The 18,075-nt window shown below is 53.1% G+C and carries 19 protein-coding genes and 4 pseudogenes; 14 read left to right on the top strand and 9 right to left on the bottom strand.

Annotated features, from left to right (window positions below; genetic code table 11):
- Positions 1 to 102 precede the first annotated feature (102 nt).
- Positions 103 to 1,239, top strand: coding sequence for a tyrosine-type recombinase/integrase (locus tag L2I46_RS27710; RefSeq protein WP_049006636.1), 1,137 nt, complete (start codon positions 103 to 105; stop codon positions 1,237 to 1,239).
- 65 nt (positions 1,240 to 1,304) lie between these two features.
- Here the strand turns inward: L2I46_RS27710 and L2I46_RS27705 are convergent, their stop codons facing one another.
- The 8 genes from L2I46_RS27705 to L2I46_RS27670 all read right to left on the bottom strand — a co-directional run bounded on the left by L2I46_RS27705 (position 1,305) and on the right by L2I46_RS27670 (position 5,253).
- Positions 1,305 to 1,622 (bottom strand): hypothetical protein, encoded by a 318-nt coding sequence (locus tag L2I46_RS27705; RefSeq protein ID WP_004026552.1) that lies wholly within the window; start codon positions 1,620 to 1,622, stop codon positions 1,305 to 1,307.
- A gap of 150 nt (positions 1,623 to 1,772) precedes the next feature.
- Positions 1,773 to 2,096 carry a hypothetical protein gene (locus L2I46_RS27700; protein WP_004197568.1) on the bottom strand — a complete coding sequence of 108 codons (324 nt, stop codon included), beginning with the start codon at positions 2,094 to 2,096 and terminating at the stop codon, positions 1,773 to 1,775.
- Positions 2,093 to 2,851, bottom strand: coding sequence for a hypothetical protein (locus L2I46_RS27695; protein ID WP_004181760.1), 759 nt, complete (start codon positions 2,849 to 2,851; stop codon positions 2,093 to 2,095). Before L2I46_RS27695 ends, L2I46_RS27700 begins: the two co-directional genes overlap by 4 nt.
- A complete protein-coding gene (locus L2I46_RS27690; RefSeq protein ID WP_048984469.1) occupies positions 2,848 to 3,807 on the bottom strand; it encodes a DNA replication terminus site-binding protein in 960 nt (319 codons plus the stop codon). Before L2I46_RS27690 ends, L2I46_RS27695 begins: the two co-directional genes overlap by 4 nt.
- A gap of 42 nt (positions 3,808 to 3,849) precedes the next feature.
- Positions 3,850 to 4,257, bottom strand: coding sequence for a hypothetical protein (locus tag L2I46_RS27685; RefSeq protein ID WP_004186937.1), 408 nt, complete (start codon positions 4,255 to 4,257; stop codon positions 3,850 to 3,852).
- 9 nt (positions 4,258 to 4,266) lie between these two features.
- Complete coding sequence (locus L2I46_RS27680) at positions 4,267 to 4,731, bottom strand: hypothetical protein (RefSeq protein WP_004181762.1); 465 nt, start codon at positions 4,729 to 4,731, stop codon at positions 4,267 to 4,269.
- A gap of 47 nt (positions 4,732 to 4,778) precedes the next feature.
- Positions 4,779 to 5,021 carry a hypothetical protein gene (locus L2I46_RS27675; RefSeq protein WP_004181763.1) on the bottom strand — a complete coding sequence of 81 codons (243 nt, stop codon included), beginning with the start codon at positions 5,019 to 5,021 and terminating at the stop codon, positions 4,779 to 4,781.
- Entirely contained in the window at positions 5,008 to 5,253 is a 246-nt protein-coding gene (locus tag L2I46_RS27670; protein ID WP_223856648.1) for a hypothetical protein, read from the bottom strand. Before L2I46_RS27670 ends, L2I46_RS27675 begins: the two co-directional genes overlap by 14 nt.
- A gap of 181 nt (positions 5,254 to 5,434) precedes the next feature.
- Here L2I46_RS27670 and L2I46_RS27665 point away from each other — a divergent pair.
- The 13 genes and pseudogenes from L2I46_RS27665 to L2I46_RS27600 all read left to right on the top strand — a co-directional run.
- Positions 5,435 to 6,302: pseudogene (locus L2I46_RS27665) on the top strand (IS3 family transposase); the annotation flags it as partial.
- A 272-nt stretch (positions 6,303 to 6,574) separates the two neighbouring features.
- Positions 6,575 to 7,651, top strand: coding sequence for an IS110 family transposase (locus tag L2I46_RS27660; protein WP_045372268.1), 1,077 nt, complete (start codon positions 6,575 to 6,577; stop codon positions 7,649 to 7,651).
- Between the two features lie 16 nt (positions 7,652 to 7,667).
- Positions 7,668 to 7,976 (top strand): annotated as a pseudogene (locus L2I46_RS27655) (integrase core domain-containing protein); the annotation flags it as partial.
- A 9-nt stretch (positions 7,977 to 7,985) separates the two neighbouring features.
- Positions 7,986 to 8,978, top strand: a pseudogene (istA, locus tag L2I46_RS27650) (IS21 family transposase); the annotation flags it as partial.
- Between the two features lie 475 nt (positions 8,979 to 9,453).
- Complete coding sequence (fecI, locus tag L2I46_RS27640; protein ID WP_004118235.1) at positions 9,454 to 9,975, top strand: RNA polymerase sigma factor FecI; 522 nt, start codon at positions 9,454 to 9,456, stop codon at positions 9,973 to 9,975.
- On the top strand, positions 9,972 to 10,925 hold the full coding sequence (gene fecR, locus L2I46_RS27635) for a ferric citrate uptake sigma factor regulator FecR (RefSeq protein WP_017146590.1): 954 nt from the start codon (positions 9,972 to 9,974) through the stop codon (positions 10,923 to 10,925). The genes fecI and fecR overlap by 4 nt, the downstream gene beginning before the upstream one ends.
- An 86-nt stretch (positions 10,926 to 11,011) precedes the next feature.
- Positions 11,012 to 13,288 (top strand): TonB-dependent Fe(3+) dicitrate receptor FecA, encoded by a 2,277-nt coding sequence (gene fecA / locus L2I46_RS27630; RefSeq protein WP_236948376.1) that lies wholly within the window; start codon positions 11,012 to 11,014, stop codon positions 13,286 to 13,288.
- A gap of 92 nt (positions 13,289 to 13,380) precedes the next feature.
- Positions 13,381 to 14,283, top strand: a complete 903-nt coding sequence (gene fecB / locus L2I46_RS27625) for a Fe(3+) dicitrate ABC transporter substrate-binding protein FecB (protein ID WP_023287170.1) — start codon at positions 13,381 to 13,383, stop codon at positions 14,281 to 14,283.
- Positions 14,280 to 15,278 (top strand): iron-dicitrate ABC transporter permease FecC, encoded by a 999-nt coding sequence (fecC, locus tag L2I46_RS27620; RefSeq protein ID WP_023287169.1) that lies wholly within the window; start codon positions 14,280 to 14,282, stop codon positions 15,276 to 15,278. Before fecB ends, fecC begins: the two co-directional genes overlap by 4 nt.
- Entirely contained in the window at positions 15,275 to 16,231 is a 957-nt protein-coding gene (fecD, locus tag L2I46_RS27615; RefSeq protein WP_004118246.1) for a Fe(3+) dicitrate ABC transporter permease subunit FecD, read from the top strand. The genes fecC and fecD overlap by 4 nt, the downstream gene beginning before the upstream one ends.
- Positions 16,232 to 16,999 carry a Fe(3+) dicitrate ABC transporter ATP-binding protein FecE gene (gene fecE, locus L2I46_RS27610; RefSeq protein WP_004152282.1) on the top strand — a complete coding sequence of 256 codons (768 nt, stop codon included), beginning with the start codon at positions 16,232 to 16,234 and terminating at the stop codon, positions 16,997 to 16,999.
- Between the two features lie 53 nt (positions 17,000 to 17,052).
- Positions 17,053 to 17,391 (top strand): IS66 family insertion sequence element accessory protein TnpB, encoded by a 339-nt coding sequence (gene tnpB, locus L2I46_RS27605; RefSeq protein ID WP_032414410.1) that lies wholly within the window; start codon positions 17,053 to 17,055, stop codon positions 17,389 to 17,391.
- A 49-nt stretch (positions 17,392 to 17,440) separates the two neighbouring features.
- Positions 17,441 to 17,699 (top strand): annotated as a pseudogene (locus L2I46_RS27600) (IS66 family transposase); the annotation flags it as partial.
- A gap of 22 nt (positions 17,700 to 17,721) precedes the next feature.
- On the opposite strand, the gene L2I46_RS27595 reads toward L2I46_RS27600, so the two are convergent.
- On the bottom strand, positions 17,722 to 18,075 hold a 354-nt coding region (locus L2I46_RS27595; protein WP_236948375.1), incomplete at its 5' end, for an EAL domain-containing protein.

Genomic DNA, 18,075 nt, shown 5'->3' with positions numbered 1-18,075 from the left:
AGGAGCCCGGTGCGTAAATCGCGCACGCCGGGATCTGTGCGGGGGGTATCCGGTAACGGGTATCCCTACCGCGACATCAGTGAAAAGACATGAGATCTTCCCATGACAGATAAAACCAAACTGGTTGCTATCTCACGAACCGATGACATAAGTGCTCTGGATGCACTCAAGCTGTTGCGGTTTCGCCGGTACAATACGGCCAGAAGTCAGTTAAGGGTCACGAGTGTCTGGTCTGCATGGTGCGCCAGGCACGGTCTGACCCCCTTCCCGGTCACAGCGGTTGATGTCGAGCGCTATATTAATGGGCTGAATGGATCCGTTAAAATGGCGACTATCTCTCATTTTATTGCATGCCTTTCAAGCGTTAACAGCAGCCTGGGTTTTCCAGACTTCCGCAACGTTCTGATAAAAGCACTGGTTCAGGTATGGCGGGCGCGGGAGAATGAGAAAAAAATCGTCACCGGTCAGGCCCTTCCATTTCTTATATCCGATCTCAATATTCTTCGCCGGTCGCTGCATAAAAGCGACGACCTGAGAGACATACGGGACCTTGCAATGATATGGGTTGGGTTTGAAACCCTGCTGCGTAACGTGGAAATTCGAAGGATTAAAACCGGCGACCTGAAATGGCAAGATGACACGTCCTGTTACCTTCTGGATGTCATGCGGACCAAGACAAGCCTTTCAAGTAACCTGACATTTCAGCTCTCACCACAATGCAGTCAGCATGTCAGACGGTTGATTGAGACGGTGGAATACACCGATACCGAAACCTTCGGGCACCGTTTTCTTTTTCAGCCTGTAAACATCCATACGAACCGATATTTCCCGTCCACCAGCAGTAAGCTATCCCGGGGTAAATCCATAGACAGGATGCTGGTCAAAGCAGGATTCAGTGAGGGGTTACTGACGCAGTTACAGAATGAATCAAAGGTATCACGGGAAGATGTTGGAATGCTGTCCTCTAATTCACTGAACCAGGCATTTGCACGCCTCTGGGGGATTGCCGGGAAGGTCAGCGACAGTAACCGACAGTCCGGGCGGTACCGGACATGGACAGGACACAGTGTGCGTGTGGGGGGAGCCATAGAGCTGTTTAAGGCCGGGTACTCCCTGGAAAAGATTACCGAGATGGGGAACTGGTCTGATCCAAAGATGGTCTTCCGTTATATCCGTGGATATCTTGCCAGTGAAAAAGCCATGGTAAGCTTTATGCGTAATCATCTGGACGACATATAGATTTTACTGAGAGAAACGCCAGCACTCAGCAACATGTTTCTGAGCGCTGGTCACTTATGAACTTTTCAGATATTCAGTTCTTTCAAATCTGTCACAACAAAATCCCCTTTTCCTGAAAGACTGTCAAAATCATCGAGTGTAAATTCATGGGTGTGATACCAAATGACCCTGCATGTGGGGCAGGTAACAGGTAACAAATCTTCCGCTAACTTTTCGCTGTTATGGATAACCTCACCCATCTCGTTATGTTCGACAATATAACCACTTATGCAAAGGGTTTCGTACCCATGAGCACCGGTAACAATATGGGTTGCTGTTCTCTCACGAATTTCCCCATTAATTTTAATCTGCTCTCGAGTGGTAATCGTTCTTTTATTATTCATGAAAACTCCGGATGATATTTAAAAACGGTTGACATTGCTCCCTGCTCGGAATAATTGCGAAGGCAGCCAGGAAACCGGAAAATACGTTACCCTGTGCCTGAATCAGTTCTGGTGCGTCTCACGAAGGAAAATGAGAGGCGATATCATGGATTATCCTTTTTGAGCAGCTTTTTCTTCTTTTCTTTGTTTTTTTAATCTCCGTTTTTCCCGGAAATTTGCAACGGTATAGAGAGTGACAGATGCAATAAAATTCACCAGTGCAGCAAACTCTACTGCCAGATTGATCACGGCAGGTTTGACAGGAAGCCAGAGTGAGACAAGGAGAAGGAGGAACGATGTGATACACCGTAAGGCGTGTACATTAGAGCCTCCACTCTGGTTAATCATACCCGTACCGGAACAGATTTTGTTTGTCAGATAATTTAATCCGAATGCACAAACAGCAGTTACTAACAAGAAAATAGCGTAAGTCATTTTTCCTCCAGAGGCTTTAATCTTAATTTGACCACGTTAACCAGTTTCATTACTCCCGCCTCATCCGGTACGAAAATGTAACGACATCTCGGCCATGTCGCGTGTGTAAATATCTTACCAGCGGTGTTGATATTCAGAGGCATAAGCCTTTCAGTCTTACTCAACGGCATTTTCTCTATCGGGATCAACCCTGACTTAAAACTTTTTATCATTAAGTCGAGAGGGGTTTTACAATCTTTATTGCTCATCGTTTCTGTGTAACGGATCATCCCGGCAATCGTTACCTGTATCGTTCCTATATCAGATTCGAATTTCGGCAGCACCGGCCAGTAAGGAATTTCAAAATCCACACTGGTAAGCGCCTGTTCGTAACCCTGCTCATTTGTTTCTGCAACCGTTTTAAGGCCTGGAAACCGGGCGTGCATAAATTTGATAATCTTTACCACATTGGGCGTGCTGGCCTGACGCTGATATATCTCTGGCAGCCATGTGGACGTGGTGGCCCATGTCGTGGTGCATGCATAAGTTTTTTGCTCCATATGCCATAAAATAGAGGTGTCAGCCAGGAAGTGATGAACAGTCAACAGCTCGGCCAGCAGCCGATCTTCATCTGGATGTGTTATGGCATTTTTGAAACAGACCTGTACACGGAAACGTTCTTTTGCAGACAGAAAAGTGTTTCCCCTACTGACGGCCACTTTGTATAACCTCCTGGCCGGATCAGCTTCACAAATCCCGGTTAAAATCCGGCTCATTTTGACTCCCTGATGACTTCCACCAGCCCTATACGGGGCAGGACAGAACGATATTTTTCATTAAAATCGCCGCGCTTCTGCCTTTCACCTTTTACGTAATTTTTTAACGGATTAAACCGGCCCGGTTCGCTGAACAAAATTAATGGTAAAGGCGCGCGAAAGTTGAGTTTGTACGGCCCATGAACATCATCTGGATCTTCAGGACTGGTGTACCGGATATTGACGTTAACAGCCGGAAAGTTACTTTCCCGGATAAGCCGAAATTTTCTCAAATTTTCATCGTCATGACTCACTTCATCATTGAGCAACGACAGCATCATGATTTCTTCGGTTCGTTCCTGTTTCAGCCGTTCAACATCCTGTTTTGTCAGACTGATATCCGGCTGGAGCTCAGTTATCTCCCTGCGTAAGCGGTCGATAACCGTTTCCAGCCGGGTAAATTTATGAATGACAGGGATTTGCCAGGTGAACCCCAGGGAGCGAATTTGCTCAGTAACGATCCGGATATTACGGGACACCTGTAAAGTCACCAGCCACGGGTAAACCTGATGCAGAATTTCTGACCGGGAGTCCTGGTAATGAGTGATAGCTTTTACAGCCTCAGCAAATTTGTCGCGAAGCCGGTTGATTTCACCCACCAGCGACATCACCTGATCATGATTGTTTCTGACCACAACGAACCCGGGATATTTTCGGGTGATTTTGGTTGAATAATGCTCATCCCTGACATGGACTTTATCAACCCGCTGCTGCCGGTAAATATCCACCAGGGTGTCGACGTCGGGTACCGAATGAGTCACATTGATTTCCTGTGGAGGATTCAACTCCTCAACACTACGGGGCTCCGGGAGCGTGGCAAGGTAAGATGAGCCGATATCGCTGTGACGGAGTAAACTGTGCAGCTCACCGAGTTTGCGTAGTTGCTCTTCGTTGTAATGGGCAAAGTCAGTATTCATATCGTCTCCCGTATCGTATTCCTGAACGTGCGACGGTAATCGTTAAACAAACTCTGGTAAAGACTTAAACGTCAGCCATACAGGCTGGCGTCGCCCGTCCCTGCATACTCTGACGAGGCGATAACGGTTTTTCTCCATCGTGACCAGCCAGTACCCATCGGAGACAGGGCGATCGAGAGTGAACAGTTTTAACCCGTAAAAACCCATCGAGGTAAACAGACGCCCTTCCCGCTCCCGGAAAGAGACCGTAAAGGACGGGAACAGAAGCCAGAATGCAGTGAAGAAAACATACCAGGTATACGGAACAGTCAGTTGTAGAATTTCATAGTTCCTGACGGTAGCTGTGACCAGGCCAAGGCTGAATACAGCAGCAATGCTGGCATATACTTTGAAAGACGCGCTATCGGAGTTTTTCCAGGTAATACCACTAATACAATGCACTTTGCTCATCGCCTTGCCTCAATGTAGTTGTCTGCGCACTTTCATCCGGGGAAGAATTTCTTTCTCCCACAGAGACCTTGCATTCCCATGCCCCCCCAGGAGTTGCATTGCACAGACCCTGTTAAACACGGTTACTTCTTTCCTGATTGCCTGGGTTTGGCTGTCTGTGAGCTCAATGCATTCCGGTACCAGCTGCATAACACCGTTCATCATTTCGGCCTTTATGAGGCCTGGACCGTCTTTAGGGTCGGCCTCACAGGATTCCTTTACATTAAACCCGAATGAACAAAGAAGCTGGCCCTGTGCCTTAGGCCCCATCTGGACCCCCCGGCTATCGACGGTAAAGCGGACGATCGCGTAATCCCCTCCCTGATCGCTGGTTATGTTTCTTACCAGCATGCTGACCGGAGTCATATGAAGCCAGCTGTAGATACCCAAAACAATTTCTTCTTTTAAAATCATATTCAATTTACTGGTTCTCATTTTCTAATTTATGAATATGAAAACATAAAAAAAAGCTCTGTAAAGCCCTAATCTGTAGAAAGCAAAGGTTTGGTGGCTTTTAACTTGTACTCAATAAAAATTCCGGCTGCATCTGCAGCTGTTATTTCAGACAATATGGCATCAATGATTTCCGGCTCCGTGATGTTATTGAACCCCTGCTTACGAACCATCTCTTTAACGCACTCAAAACGTCGGGCTGTTGCCGGGTCGATGACAAATGTATTTAGATGCACATCTTCGCATACGCCAGACGTCTCATTTAGTTTCATGTTCACTCTCCAGATCAGGGATGAAGTCAAAGTTGTACGCAATTGCTTTTTCAGGTGAATCACCCGCGATAAGTTTTAACCATGAGTAAGAGTCTTGCTGATTAAGAAAAATAACGAGATAACCTTCGTCAGCACTGTTTCGCTTCTTAATAAATTCAATCTCAGTATCCATGCCAAAACCAAATGGGCCATGTATTACGCGCGACTGTTCTGGAAGCATTGAGCTGAACATTGATACCACGACATCCCTCAACTCTAAATTTTGGTGAGCAATGAAAGCAACTCTTTTACCCTCCTTAACAGAAGCTACAATTCGTTTAACACTCGACTTGACGTTATACTGAAGTGGTTTACTGAATTTGGCCACCTGAACAGAGGTGATATGCTCACCTCAGAACAACACAGGTGTCATAATGAAAAAAAGAAATTTCAGCGCAGAGTTTAAACGCGAATCCGCTCAACTGGTCGTTGACCAGAACTACACCGAGGCAGATGCAGCCAGCGCTATGGATGTCGGCCTTTCCACAATGACGCGATGGGTGAAACAATTACGTGATGAACGGCAGGGCAAAACACCAAAAGCCTCCCCCATTACCCCGGAACAAATTGAAATCCGTGAGCTCAGGAAAAAGCTACAACGTATTGAAATGGAAAATGAAATATTAAAAAAGGCTACCGCGCTCTTGATGTCAGACTCCCTGAACAGTTCTCGATAATCGGGAAACTCAGGGCGCGTTATCCTGTGGCCACTCTCTGCCATGTGTTCGGGGTTCATCGCAGCAGCTACAAATACTGGAAAAACCGTCCTGAAAAGCCAGACGGCAGACGGGCTGTATTACGCAGTCAGGTACTTGAACTGCATGGCATCAGCCACGGCTCTGCTGGCGCAAGAAGTATCGCCATCATGGCAACCCTGAGAGACTTCAAAATGGGACGCTGGCTTGCTGGCAGGCTTATGAAAGAACTGGGGCTGGTGAGTTGTCAGCAGCCTACCCACCGGTATAAACGTGGTGGTCATGAACACATCGTTATCCCGAATCACCTTGAGCGACAGTTCGCAGTGACAGAACCTACCAAGTGTGGTGCGGCGATGTGACGTATATCTGGACAGGTAAACGCTGGGCGTACCTCGCCGTTGTTCTCGATATGTTCGCAAGGAAACCGGTGGGCTGGGCAATGTCATTCTCGCCGGACAGCAAGCTGACCATCAAAGCGCTGGAAATGGCGTGGGAAGCTCGCGGTAAACCAGCCGGAGTGATGTTCCATAGTGACAGTAATAATGCCGATATCAGTCTTTACCACCACTTAGTTTGCCGTTTAACCAGATTGGTGTGATTACTGATGCAGTGAAGACCTTCCCGCATCCTGACTCACACAGCGATCGACCTTTTGTGTCCTGCCCTGGACCCGTCGGTTGCCGGAAGCGCCTTCATGCGAGGCATCTCCTCACCGATGCGCGTGACTCAAGAAGGGCCTGACGGCTTGTCTCGTTACTGTCCTGTCCGGGTTATCTGTCTGGAGATTCAACTCTGTTTCCTCACAGGAGCTCTGTCATGGTTGATAAAGTTACCGAAGCTGCCGTTGTGGGTGGCATGGATACACATAAAGATTTGCACGTTGCCGCTGTCGTAGATCAGAACAATAAAGTCCTTGGGACTCAGTATTTCTCCACAACACGACAAGGTTACCGGCAGATGCTGGCATGGATGACCTCGTTTGGGACATTAAAGCGAATTGGTGTTGAGTGCACAGGTACCTATGGTTCCGGTTTGCTTCGTTATTTTCAGAACGCCGGGTTAGAAGTTCTTGAGGTGACTGCTCCAGACCGGATGGAGCGACGCAAACGGGGTAAAAGTGACACAATTGATGCTGAATGTGCCGCTCATGCAGCATTCTCAGGCATCAGGACAGTTACTCCCAAAACGCGTGATGGCATGATTGAGTCCCTGCGGGTATTAAAAACTTGCCGAAAAACAGCAATATCAGCCCGCAGAGTCGCTCTCCAGATTATCCATTCAAATATTATCTCTGCCCCGGATGAATTACGTGAACAGCTCAGAAATATGACGCGCATGCAGCTCATCAGGACCCTGGGTTCCTGGAGACCTGATGCCAGTAAATACCGCAATGTAACCAACGTTTATCGCATTTCATTAAAGTCCCTTGCCCGACGCTATCTCGAGTTACATGACGAAATCGCTGATCTGGATGTCATGATTGCGGCAATTGTCGACGAGTTGGCACCTGAGCTGATTAAACGTAATGCTATCGGATACGAAAGCGCTTCACAGTTGCTGATCACTGCCGGAGACAATCCTCAACGGTTAAGATCAGAATCAGGATTTGCGGCACTGTGTGGTGTCAGCCCGGTCCCCGTTTCTTCTGGAAAAACGAACCGTTACCGACTTAATCGTGGTGGAGATCGTGCTGCAAATAGTGCACTTCACATCATCGCCATCGGACGCTTACGAACTGACGCAAAAACAAAGGAATATGTCGCCAGGCGTGTAGCCGAAGGACATACAAAAATGGAAGCGATACGCTGTCTAAAGCGATATATCTCCCGCGAAGTTTACACGTTACTGCGCAATCAAAACAGGCGGATCAACAGTATCCCGATAACAGCTTGACTCTTAGAAGGGCGTCCAAGGCAGCCATTATACGAGCAGGCAGTTCCGGCAGTTACTGTGGCGATACCGGATCAGGCAGAGTATGAGTCGGCGTGGAAACTGCTGGGATAACAGCCCAATGGAGCGCTTCTTCAGGAGTCTGAAGAACGAATGGGTGCCGGCGACGGGCTATGTAAGCTTCAGCGATGCAGCTCACGCAATAACGGACTATATAGTTGGATATTACAGCGCACTAAGACCGCACGAATATAATGGTGGGTTACCGCCAAACGAATCAGAAAACCGATACTGGAAAAACTCTAACGCGGTGGCCAGTTTTTGTTGACCACTTCAGGCCAAACTCAGGCCGTTCATGGACTATATCGACATGCGTCTGGCTGAGAATGTCTGGAACGGCGAGGTCATCCTCGCGGAAATCAAAGCGATGGGTTATACCGGCGGACGCTCCATGTTGCGTTACTACATCCAGCCAAAACGTAAGATGCGGCCATCGAAGAAAACGGTTCGCTTCGAAACTCAGCCCGGTTACCAGCTCCAGCATGACTGGGGAGAAGTTGAGGCTGAGGTTGCCGGGCAACGATGCAGGGTTAACTTCGCGGTTAACACGCTGGGGTTCTCACGTCGCTTCCATGTCTTCGCGGCACCAAAGCAGGATGCTGAACATACCTATGAGTCACTGGTCCGCGCCTTCCGCTACTTCGGCGGCAGCGTGAAAACCGTGCTGGTCGATAATCAGAAAGCCGCAGTGCTGAAAAATAACAACGGGAAGATGGTGTTCAACTCCGGGTTCCTGCTGCTGGCCGATCACTATGGCTTCCTGCCACGGGCATGCCGTCCACGAAGGGCCAGAACCAAAGGTAAGGTGGAGCGGATGGTGAAATACCTCAAGGAGAACTTCTTCGTCCGGTACCGCCGGTTCGACAGCTTCGCCCAGGTTAATCAGCTACTGGAGCAGTGGATGGCTGACGTTGCCGACAGGCGGGAACTTCGCCAGTTCAGGCAGACACCGGAACAGCGCTTCACGCAGGAACAGGAGCATCTGCAGCCGTTGCCGGATACGGACTTCGATACCAGCTACTTCGATATCCGTCATGTCTCCTGGGATGGCTATATCGAGGTTGGCGGAAACCGTTACAGCGTGCCGGAAAGCCTGTGTGGCCAGCCGGTATCAATACGGATTTCGCTGGATGATGAACTGCGGATCTACAGTAATGAGCAGCAGATGGCATCGCACCGTCTCTGTTCGGCTGCATCCGGCTGGCAGACCGTGCCGGAGCATCACGCCCCGCTCTGGCAGCAGGTCAGTCAGGTGGAACCCGAAATCTGATTTATTCAACAAAGCCGCACCAAATCATCACTCGAAGATATTCAGGCATGGTACATCCGCGGCAAGCCCCTAATTTGTACTGAGGGGCAAAGTGAAAAAAGTTACTTTTTGTTGAAACGACAGTTAGCAATAACCCCCGCTTGCGGGGGCCATACCCACCAGGAGCAAACGCAGAAAGCCCGAGATACTTCTGCTGTACCGGGGGCTGGCGACATTTCAGGCAACACTCATAGTTGACATCCTCCCCGCCCTAAAGGGCGGGGAGGATGTCAATAATAGCAGACCACATCATGATGTCATTCTGACCGACAGATGCCAGAAGCAGAGGATCCATCCCATTTTATACCTACCTTATAACACTTAGAAAAACAACATGTTAAAAATGTTTATTGGAAACAATTTTATTTCCAATTGTAATGATAACCATTCTCATATTAATATGGCTACGTGATAATTAACTTTTGATGCACTCCGCATGTCTGACCGTGCCACTACCACAGCTTCCTTAACGTTCGAGTCGCTTTATGGCACCCATCACGGCTGGTTGAAAAGTTGGCTGACGCGCAAACTCCAGTCTGCCTTTGATGCAGATGACATTGCCCAGGACACTTTTTTGCGGGTAATGAGCAGCGAAACGCTCTCGACGATCCGCGATCCTCGCTCTTTCCTGTGCACTATCGCCAAACGCGTGATGGTGGACCTGTTTCGCCGAAACGCGCTGGAAAAAGCGTATCTGGAGATGCTGGCGCTTATGCCGGAGGGGGTAGCGCCTTCACCTGAGGAACGCGAAAGCCAGCTCGAGACCCTACAACTCGTCGACAGCATGCTGGACGGGCTAAACGGAAAAACACGTGAAGCGTTTCTGCTTTCGCAACTGGATGGCCTGACATACAGCGAGATTGCGCACAAACTCGGTGTTTCCGTCAGCTCCGTGAAAAAATACGTGGCGAAAGCCGTCGAGCACTGCCTGCTGTTTCGTCTGGAGCATGGGTTATGAATCCTTCGTTAACCGATTCCCGCCGTCAGGCGCTGCGTTCAGCTTCCCACTGGTATGCCGTGCTAAGCGGCGAGCGCGTCAGCCCACAACAGGAAGCGCGCTGGCAACAGTGGTATGAACAGGATCAGGATAACCAGTGGGCCTGGCAGCAGGTTGAAAACCTGCGCAACCAGCTTGGCGGTGTGCCTGGCGACGTTGCCAGCCGGGCGCTGCACGATACCCGCCTCACCCGCCGTCACGTGATGAAAGGATTACTGCTGTTGCTCGGCGCTGGCGGAGGCTGGCAACTCTGGCAGTCGGAAACCGGCGAAGGTCTGCGGGCAGATTACCGCACCGCCAAAGGCGCAGTCAGCCGTCAGCAACTGGAAGATGGCTCCCTGCTCACGCTGAATACCCAAAGCGCGGCGGATGTGCGTTATGATGCGCATCAGCGCACCGTCCGGCTCTGGTACGGTGAAATCGCCATTACTACCGCGAAAGATGCGCAGCAACGCCCCTTCCGCGTCCTGACCCGTCAGGGCCAACTCACCGCTTTAGGGACAGAATTTACCGTCCGCCAGCAGGATAATTTCACGCAGCTTGACGTGCAGCAGCACGCCGTGGAAGTGCTTCTCGCCAGTGCCCCCGCGCAAAAACGCATCGTGAACGCTGGTGAAAGCCTGCAGTTCAGCGCCTCTGAGTTTGGCGCAGTGAAACCGCTGGATGACGAGAGTACAAGCTGGACGAAGGGCATCCTGAGCTTCAGCGATAAACCGCTGGGTGAGGTGATAGCCACGCTAAGCCGTTACCGCAACGGCGTTCTGCGCTGCGATCCCGCCGTTGCCGGGCTGCGCCTGAGCGGGACGTTCCCGCTGAAAAATACCGATGCGATCCTGAACGTTATCGCTCAAACGCTTCCCGTTAAAATTCAGTCTATTACGCGGTACTGGATAAACATTTCACCGCTGTAAGAAAAATATTTCTCATTTCGATTGTCCTTTTTACCCTTCTCGTTCGACTCATAGCTGAACACAACAAAAATGATGATGGAGAAGGTATGACGCCGTTACGCGTTTTTCGTAAAACAACTCCTTTGGTTAACGCCATTCGCCTGAGCCTGCTGCCGCTGGCCGGTCTCTCGTTTTCCGCTTTTGCTGCACAGGTTGATATCGCACCGGGATCGCTCGACAAAGCGCTCAATCAGTATGCCGCACACAGCGGAATTACCCTCTCGGTTGACGCCAGCCTGACGCGCGGCAAGCAGAGCAACGGCCTGCACGGAGATTACGACGTCGAGAGCGGCCTGCAACAGCTGCTGGACGGCAGCGGACTGCAGGTAAAACCGCTGGGAAATAACAGCTGGACGCTGGAGCCCGCGCCCGCGCCAAAAGAAGATGCCCTGACCGTGGTCGGCGACTGGCTGGGCGATGCGCGTGAAAACGACGTATTTGAACATGCTGGCGCGCGTGACGTGATCCGCCGTGAGGATTTCGCCAAAACCGGCGCAACCACCATGCGTGAGGTGCTTAACCGCATCCCTGGCGTCAGCGCGCCGGAAAACAACGGCACCGGCAGCCACGACCTGGCGATGAACTTTGGCATCCGGGGCCTGAACCCACGCCTCGCCAGCCGCTCGACCGTCCTGATGGACGGCATCCCCGTCCCCTTTGCCCCTTACGGTCAGCCGCAGCTTTCACTGGCTCCCGTTTCGCTCGGCAACATGGATGCCATTGACGTGGTGCGCGGTGGTGGTGCGGTGCGTTACGGACCGCAGAGCGTGGGCGGCGTGGTGAACTTTGTTACCCGCGCCATTCCGCAGGACTTTGGTATCGAGGCGGGGGTGGAAGGTCAGCTCAGCCCAACCTCTTCACAAAACAACCCGAAAGAGACGCACAACCTGATGGTGGGCGGCACAGCGGACAACGGTTTTGGCACCGCGCTGCTCTACTCCGGCACGCGCGGCAGTGACTGGCGCGAGCACAGCGCCACCCGCATCGACGACCTGATGCTGAAAAGCAAATATGCGCCGAATGAGGTGCACACCTTCAACAGCCTGCTGCAATATTACGATGGTGAAGCCGACATGCCCGGCGGCCTGTCCCGCGCGGATTACGACGCCGATCGCTGGCAATCCACCCGCCCGTATGACCGCTTCTGGGGCCGTCGCAAGCTGGCGAGCCTGGGCTACCAGTTCCAGCCGGACAGCCAGCATAAATTCAACATTCTGGGGTTCTACACCCAAACCCTGCGCAGCGGCTACCTGGAGCAAGGCAAACGCATCACCCTCTCGCCGCGTAACTACTGGGTGCGCGGTATTGAGCCACGCTACAGCCAGAGCTTTATGATCGGCCCTTCCGCGCACGAAGTGGGCGTGGGCTATCGCTATGTGAATGAATCAACGCATGAAATGCGTTACTACACCGCCACCAGCAGCGGGCAGTTGCCGTCCGGCTCAAGCCCTTACGACCGCGACACGCGTTCCGGCACCGAGGCGCACGCCTGGTATCTGGATGACAAAATCGACATCGGCAACTGGACCATCACGCCGGGTATGCGTTTCGAACATATCGAGTCATACCAGAACAACGCCATCAAAGGCACGCACGAAGAGGTAAGCTATAACGCACCGCTTCCGGCGTTGAACGTGCTCTATCACCTGACTGACAGCTGGAATCTTTATGCAAACACTGAAGGCTCGTTCGGCACCGTACAGTACAGCCAGATTGGCAAGGCTGTGCAAAGCGGCAATGTGGAACCGGAAAAAGCGCGAACCTGGGAACTCGGTACCCGCTACGACGACGGCGCGCTGACGGCGGAAATGGGGCTGTTCCTGATTAACTTTAACAATCAGTACGACTCCAACCAGACCAACGACACCGTCACTGCACGTGGCAAAACGCGCCATACCGGGCTGGAAACGCAGGCACGTTACGACCTGGGTACGCTAACGCCAACGCTTGATAACGTTTCCGTCTACGCCAGCTATGCGTATGTGAACGCGGAAATCCGCGAGAAAGGCGACACCTATGGCAATCAGGTGCCATTCTCCCCGAAACATAAAGGCACGCTGGGCGTGGACTACAAGCCGGGCAACTGGACGTTCAATCTGAACAGCGATTTCCAGTCCAGCCAGTTTGCGGATAACGCCAATACGGTGAAAGAGAGCGCCGACGGCAGTACCGGCCGCATTCCCGGCTTCATGCTCTGGGGCGCACGCGTGGCGTATGACTTTGGCCCGCAGATGGCAGATCTGAACCTGGCGTTCGGTGTGAAAAACATCTTCGACCAGGACTACTTCATCCGCTCTTATGACGACAACAACAAAGGCATCTAAGCAGGCCAGCCGCGCACGCTGTATATGCAGGGGTCGTTGAAGTTCTGATGTGTTAACGCCCGGCTTGCCGGGCTTTTAGCTGGAATGTGAATATGTTGGCATTTATCCGTTTTCTTTTTGCAGGCCTGCTGCTGGTGATCGGCCACGCCTTTGCCGCCACGGTTCAGGACGAACACGGCACGTTTACACTCGATAAAACGCCACAACGGATTGTGGTGCTGGAACTCTCGTTCGCCGATGCGCTGGCCGCCGTGGACGTCAGCCCGATCGGTATTGCCGACGATAACGATGCAAAACGCATCCTGCCCGAAGTGCGTGCGCACCTGAAACCGTGGCAGTCCGTCGGAACGCGCGCGCAGCCGAGCCTGGAAGCCATTGCTGCCCTGAAACCAGACCTGATCATTGCCGACAGCAGTCGCCATGCGGGGATTTACACCGCCTTGCAGCAAATCGCGCCGGTACTGCTGCTTAAGTCCCGCAACGAAACCTACGCTGAAAATTTGCACTCAGCGGCTATCATCGGCGAAGTGGTAGGTAAAAAACGAGAGATGCAGGCGCGTCTGGAACAACATAAAGAGAAGATGGCGCAGTGGGCCAGCCAGCTTCCCACAGGGACACGCGTGGCCTTTGGCACATCACGCGAACAGCTATTCAACCTGCATACCCAGGAGACCTGGACCGGCAGCGTGCTGGCTTCTCTGGGGCTGAACGTTCCCGCTGCGATGGCGGGCGCGTCCATGCCGTCCATCGGCCTGGAGCAACTGCTGGCGGTCAATCCTGCCTGGCTGCTGGTTGCCCACTATCGCGAAGAGAGCATTGTTAAACGCTGGCAACAAGATCCGCTCTGGCAGATATTAACCGCCGCGCAGAAGCAGCAGGTTGCTTCAGTCGACAGTAACGCCTGGGCGCGGATGCGCGGTATTTTTGCCGCAGAGCGTATTGCCGCTGACACGGTAAAAATCTCCCACCATCAGCCGCTTACCGATGTGAAATGACCGCGCTAAAACACCCGGTGCTGCTGTCGGGGCTTCCCGTTGCAGTACTTATTATTATTTTCTGGCTGAGTCTGTTTTGCTACTCGGCCATTCCTGTTTCCGGAGCAGACGCAATCCGCGCCCTGCTGCCTGGACACACGCCAACGCTACCAGAAGCGCTGGTGCAAAACCTTCGTTTGCCGCGAAGCCTGGTCGCCGTTCTGATCGGCGCAAGCCTGGCGCTCGCGGGCACGCTGCTGCAAACCCTGACCCACAACCCAATGGCCTCTCCTTCACTGCTCGGCATTAACAGCGGCGCGGCGCTGGCTATGGCGCTTACCAGCGCGCTGAGTCCGACGCCGGTTGCAGGCTATTCCCTGTCGTTCATCGCGGCATGCGGGGGCGGCGTGAGCTGGCTGCTGGTCATGACCGCAGGAGGCGGGTTTCGTCATACCCAGGACAGAAACAAACTGATCCTCGCGGGTATCGCGCTGTCGGCCTTTTGTATGGCCCTGACCCGCATCACCCTGCTGCTGGCCGAAGATCATGCTTACGGCATCTTTTACTGGCTGGCAGGCGGAGTGTCCCACGCCCACTGGCAGGATGTCTGGCAGCTCTTGCCGGTGGTGGTCACTGCAGTCCCTGTCGTGTTGCTGCTGGCGAATCAACTGAACCTGCTCAACGTCAGCGACAGTACCGCCCATACGCTGGGAGTGAACCTGCCGAGACTACGTTTGATCATCAATATGTTAGTGCTGCTTCTGGTTGGCGCGTGCGTCAGTGTGGCAGGTCCGGTGGCGTTTATCGGCCTGCTGGTGCCACATCTGGCGCGCTTCTGGGCAGGCTTCGATCAGCGCAACGTACTGCCGGTGAGCATGCTGCTGGGGGCCACGCTGATGCTGATGGCAGATGTACTCGCACGCGCGCTGGCCTTCCCCGGCGATCTGCCCGCAGGCGCAGTGCTGGCGCTGATTGGCAGTCCTTGCTTTGTCTGGCTGGTGAGGAGGCGAGGATGAAAATTGCGCTGGTCATTTTCATCACCCTTGCCCTGGCAGGCTGTGCGCTGTTATCACTCCATATGGGGGTGATCCCCGTGCCGTGGCGCGCGCTGCTGACCGACTGGCAGGACGGACGCGAGCATTATTATGTATTGATGGAGTACCGACTGCCGCGCTTGCTGCTGGCACTGTTTGTCGGTGCAGCCCTCGCCGTGGCGGGCGTGCTGGTACAGGGGATTGTGCGTAACCCGCTAGCATCACCGGATATTCTCGGCATTAACCATGCCGCCAGCCTTGCCTCTGTGGGAGCACTGCTTCTTATGCCATCACTATCCGTGATGGTGCTGCCGCTGCTGGCCTTTGCGGGCGGTATGGCGGGGTTGATCTTGCTGAAGATGCTGGCAAAGACCCACCAGCCGATGAAGCTGGCGCTCACCGGCGTGGCGCTTTCCGCCTGCTGGGCGAGCCTGACGGATTACCTGATGCTCCTGCACCCGCAGGATGTAAACAGTGCCCTGCTGTGGCTGACGGGTAGCTTATGGGGGCGCGACTGGCACTTTGTGAAGATTGCCGTGCCGTTGCTCATTCTGTTTTTGCCGCTGAGCCTGCGCTTTTGTCGCGATCTCGACCTGCTGGCGCTGGGCGATGCACGAGCAGCCACGCTCGGCGTGTCGGTTCAGCGCACCCGGTTCCAGGGGCTGATGCTGGCTGTCGCGATGACAGCAACCGGCGTGGCCGTCTGTGGCCCGATAAGTTTTATTGGTCTCGTCGTGCCGCACATGGTGCGCAGGATCGCCGGCGGGCGTCACCGCTGGCTGATGCCCGTTTCGGCCCTGACGGGCGCGTTGTTGCTGGTCATTGCCGATCTGCTGGCACGAATCATTCATCCGCCGCTGGAGCTTCCGGCAGGCGTGCTGACCGCCATTATCGGCGCACCGTGGTTTGTCTGGCTGCTTGTGAGAATGCGATAAATGAGATTACGTACTGAAAATCTGACCGTCAGCTATGGCGCACAAACCGTGCTGGATGGACTTTCTCTCGCCCTGCCTGCCGGAAAAATCACGGCCCTGCTCGGCCCTAACGGTTGCGGGAAATCGACGCTGTTGAACTGTTTTTCTCGCCTGTTAACACCAGACTCTGGCGAGATATTGCTTGATGAAAAACCCATAGCCGGTTTTTCCGCCCGCCAGCTGGCTCGCCGCCTGGCTTTACTGCCGCAACACCATTTATCCCCCGAGGGGATCACTGTACGGGAACTGGTTTCCTACGGCCGCAGCCCGTGGCTGTCGTTGTGGGGGCGACTCTCCGCGGAAGACAACGAGCGGGTCAACGTGGCAATGAGTCAGACCCGGACGCGCAATCTGGCTGACCGCAGGTTAACCCAGCTTTCCGGCGGCCAGCGCCAGCGTGCGTTTCTGGCGATGGTGTTGGCACAGGATACCCCACTCATTCTTCTTGATGAGCCTACGACCTACCTCGATATCAATCATCAGGTTGAACTGATGCGCCTGATGGTTGAACTCAAAAGGCAGGGGAAAACCGTAGTGACGGTACTCCACGATCTGAATCAGGCCAGCCGCTATTGCGATCATCTGGTGGTACTGGCAAGCGGTCGCGTGATGGCGCAAGGTGCTCCGGAAGCAGTGATGAAACCAGAGCTTCTAAAGACGGTGTTCAGCGTAGAAGCGGAAATCCATCCCGAACCGGTATCTGGCAGACCCATGTGTGTGGTGAAGTAGTCTGGCGAAGTCATAAGGATCATCACAGGACAGATAAAAGAAGTGATAACCACCTGCCAACAGGCACCAAAATCTGGCTGGTTGCCGGTATCACCGACATGCGCAACGGCTTCAATGGTCTCGCCGCAAAGGTGCAGACGATGCTGAAAGATGACCCGATGTCCGGCCATGTCTTCATCTTCCGGGGCCGCAGCGGCAGTAAGGTCAAACTGCTGTGGTCCACCGGCGACGGGCTGTGCCTGCTGACCAACCGGCTGGAACGCGGCCGCTTCGCCTGGCCCTCTGCCCGCGATGGCAAAGTGTTCCTGACCCCGGCGCAGCTGGCAATGCTTCTGGAAGGCATCGACTGGCGGCAGCCTAAAAGACTGCTTACGTCCCTGACCATGTTGTAGGCCTCTTTATCCTGGTTGTCGTTGAATAAGCCTGGTAAAATGCGGGCTTATGAACAACACCTCCCCCTGACGACATCCTTCTGCTGAAACAGCGCCTGTCCGAACAGGAAGCGCTGAACCGCGCCCTGCTGGAAAAGCAGGCCGACCGGGAGCGCGAAATAGACCATCTGCAGGCGCAGCTGGATAAGCTTCGCCGGATGAACTTCGGCAGTCGTTCTGAATAAATCTCCCGCCGCATCGCGCAGATAGAAGCCGACCTGAACCGGCTTCAGACAGAAAGCGATACGCTGACGGGTCGGGTTGCCGATACGGGCCGGGCCCCGTATCGTTTTAACCCTGAATATTCATCGCAGATATTGTTTCGGGTTTTCCGGTATACCAGCCCTGAACTAGGTAACCGAGGCCAAGAGAACGGACGAATTCAAACTGTCCTGGCGTTTCCCCCCCTACAAACACCAGTGGTTTGCCAGTACCACGTAACCCTTTCACCACAGAAACAAGTAGCGCTCGCTTCACCGGGTCATCAATATTGGCAATAAAAATACGGTCTATTTTTATCTCATCGAAATCCAGTACCGTCAGCCATTCAATATGGGGGCCGCTTGGCAAACGGAATCTATGGTCACTCCCGTTTTTGCAACACCGATTTTGACGACAAGTTGGCTTGCTTGAATCTATCCGGCG

Origin of the sequence: Klebsiella sp. 2019SCSN059, from assembly GCF_021739525.1 — a bacterium.
In the GTDB taxonomy this organism is placed as follows: Bacteria; Pseudomonadota; Gammaproteobacteria; order Enterobacterales; family Enterobacteriaceae; genus Klebsiella; species Klebsiella quasipneumoniae.
This window is presented reverse-complemented; position numbering and strand designations above follow the sequence as displayed.

Coding starts and splice junctions, on each gene's coding strand:
- L2I46_RS27710 (WP_049006636.1), top strand. CDS start 103: ATGACAGATAAAACCAAACTGGTTGCTATCTCACGAACCGATGACATA.
- L2I46_RS27705 (WP_004026552.1), bottom strand. CDS start 1,622: ATGAATAATAAAAGAACGATTACCACTCGAGAGCAGATTAAAATTAAT.
- L2I46_RS27700 (WP_004197568.1), bottom strand. CDS start 2,096: ATGACTTACGCTATTTTCTTGTTAGTAACTGCTGTTTGTGCATTCGGA.
- L2I46_RS27695 (WP_004181760.1), bottom strand. CDS start 2,851: ATGAGCCGGATTTTAACCGGGATTTGTGAAGCTGATCCGGCCAGGAGG.
- L2I46_RS27690 (WP_048984469.1), bottom strand. CDS start 3,807: ATGAATACTGACTTTGCCCATTACAACGAAGAGCAACTACGCAAACTC.
- L2I46_RS27685 (WP_004186937.1), bottom strand. CDS start 4,257: ATGAGCAAAGTGCATTGTATTAGTGGTATTACCTGGAAAAACTCCGAT.
- L2I46_RS27680 (WP_004181762.1), bottom strand. CDS start 4,731: ATGAGAACCAGTAAATTGAATATGATTTTAAAAGAAGAAATTGTTTTG.
- L2I46_RS27675 (WP_004181763.1), bottom strand. CDS start 5,021: ATGAAACTAAATGAGACGTCTGGCGTATGCGAAGATGTGCATCTAAAT.
- L2I46_RS27670 (WP_223856648.1), bottom strand. CDS start 5,253: ATGTTCAGCTCAATGCTTCCAGAACAGTCGCGCGTAATACATGGCCCA.
- L2I46_RS27660 (WP_045372268.1), top strand. CDS start 6,575: ATGGTTGATAAAGTTACCGAAGCTGCCGTTGTGGGTGGCATGGATACA.
- fecI (WP_004118235.1), top strand. CDS start 9,454: ATGTCTGACCGTGCCACTACCACAGCTTCCTTAACGTTCGAGTCGCTT.
- fecR (WP_017146590.1), top strand. CDS start 9,972: ATGAATCCTTCGTTAACCGATTCCCGCCGTCAGGCGCTGCGTTCAGCT.
- fecA (WP_236948376.1), top strand. CDS start 11,012: ATGACGCCGTTACGCGTTTTTCGTAAAACAACTCCTTTGGTTAACGCC.
- fecB (WP_023287170.1), top strand. CDS start 13,381: ATGTTGGCATTTATCCGTTTTCTTTTTGCAGGCCTGCTGCTGGTGATC.
- fecC (WP_023287169.1), top strand. CDS start 14,280: ATGACCGCGCTAAAACACCCGGTGCTGCTGTCGGGGCTTCCCGTTGCA.
- fecD (WP_004118246.1), top strand. CDS start 15,275: ATGAAAATTGCGCTGGTCATTTTCATCACCCTTGCCCTGGCAGGCTGT.
- fecE (WP_004152282.1), top strand. CDS start 16,232: ATGAGATTACGTACTGAAAATCTGACCGTCAGCTATGGCGCACAAACC.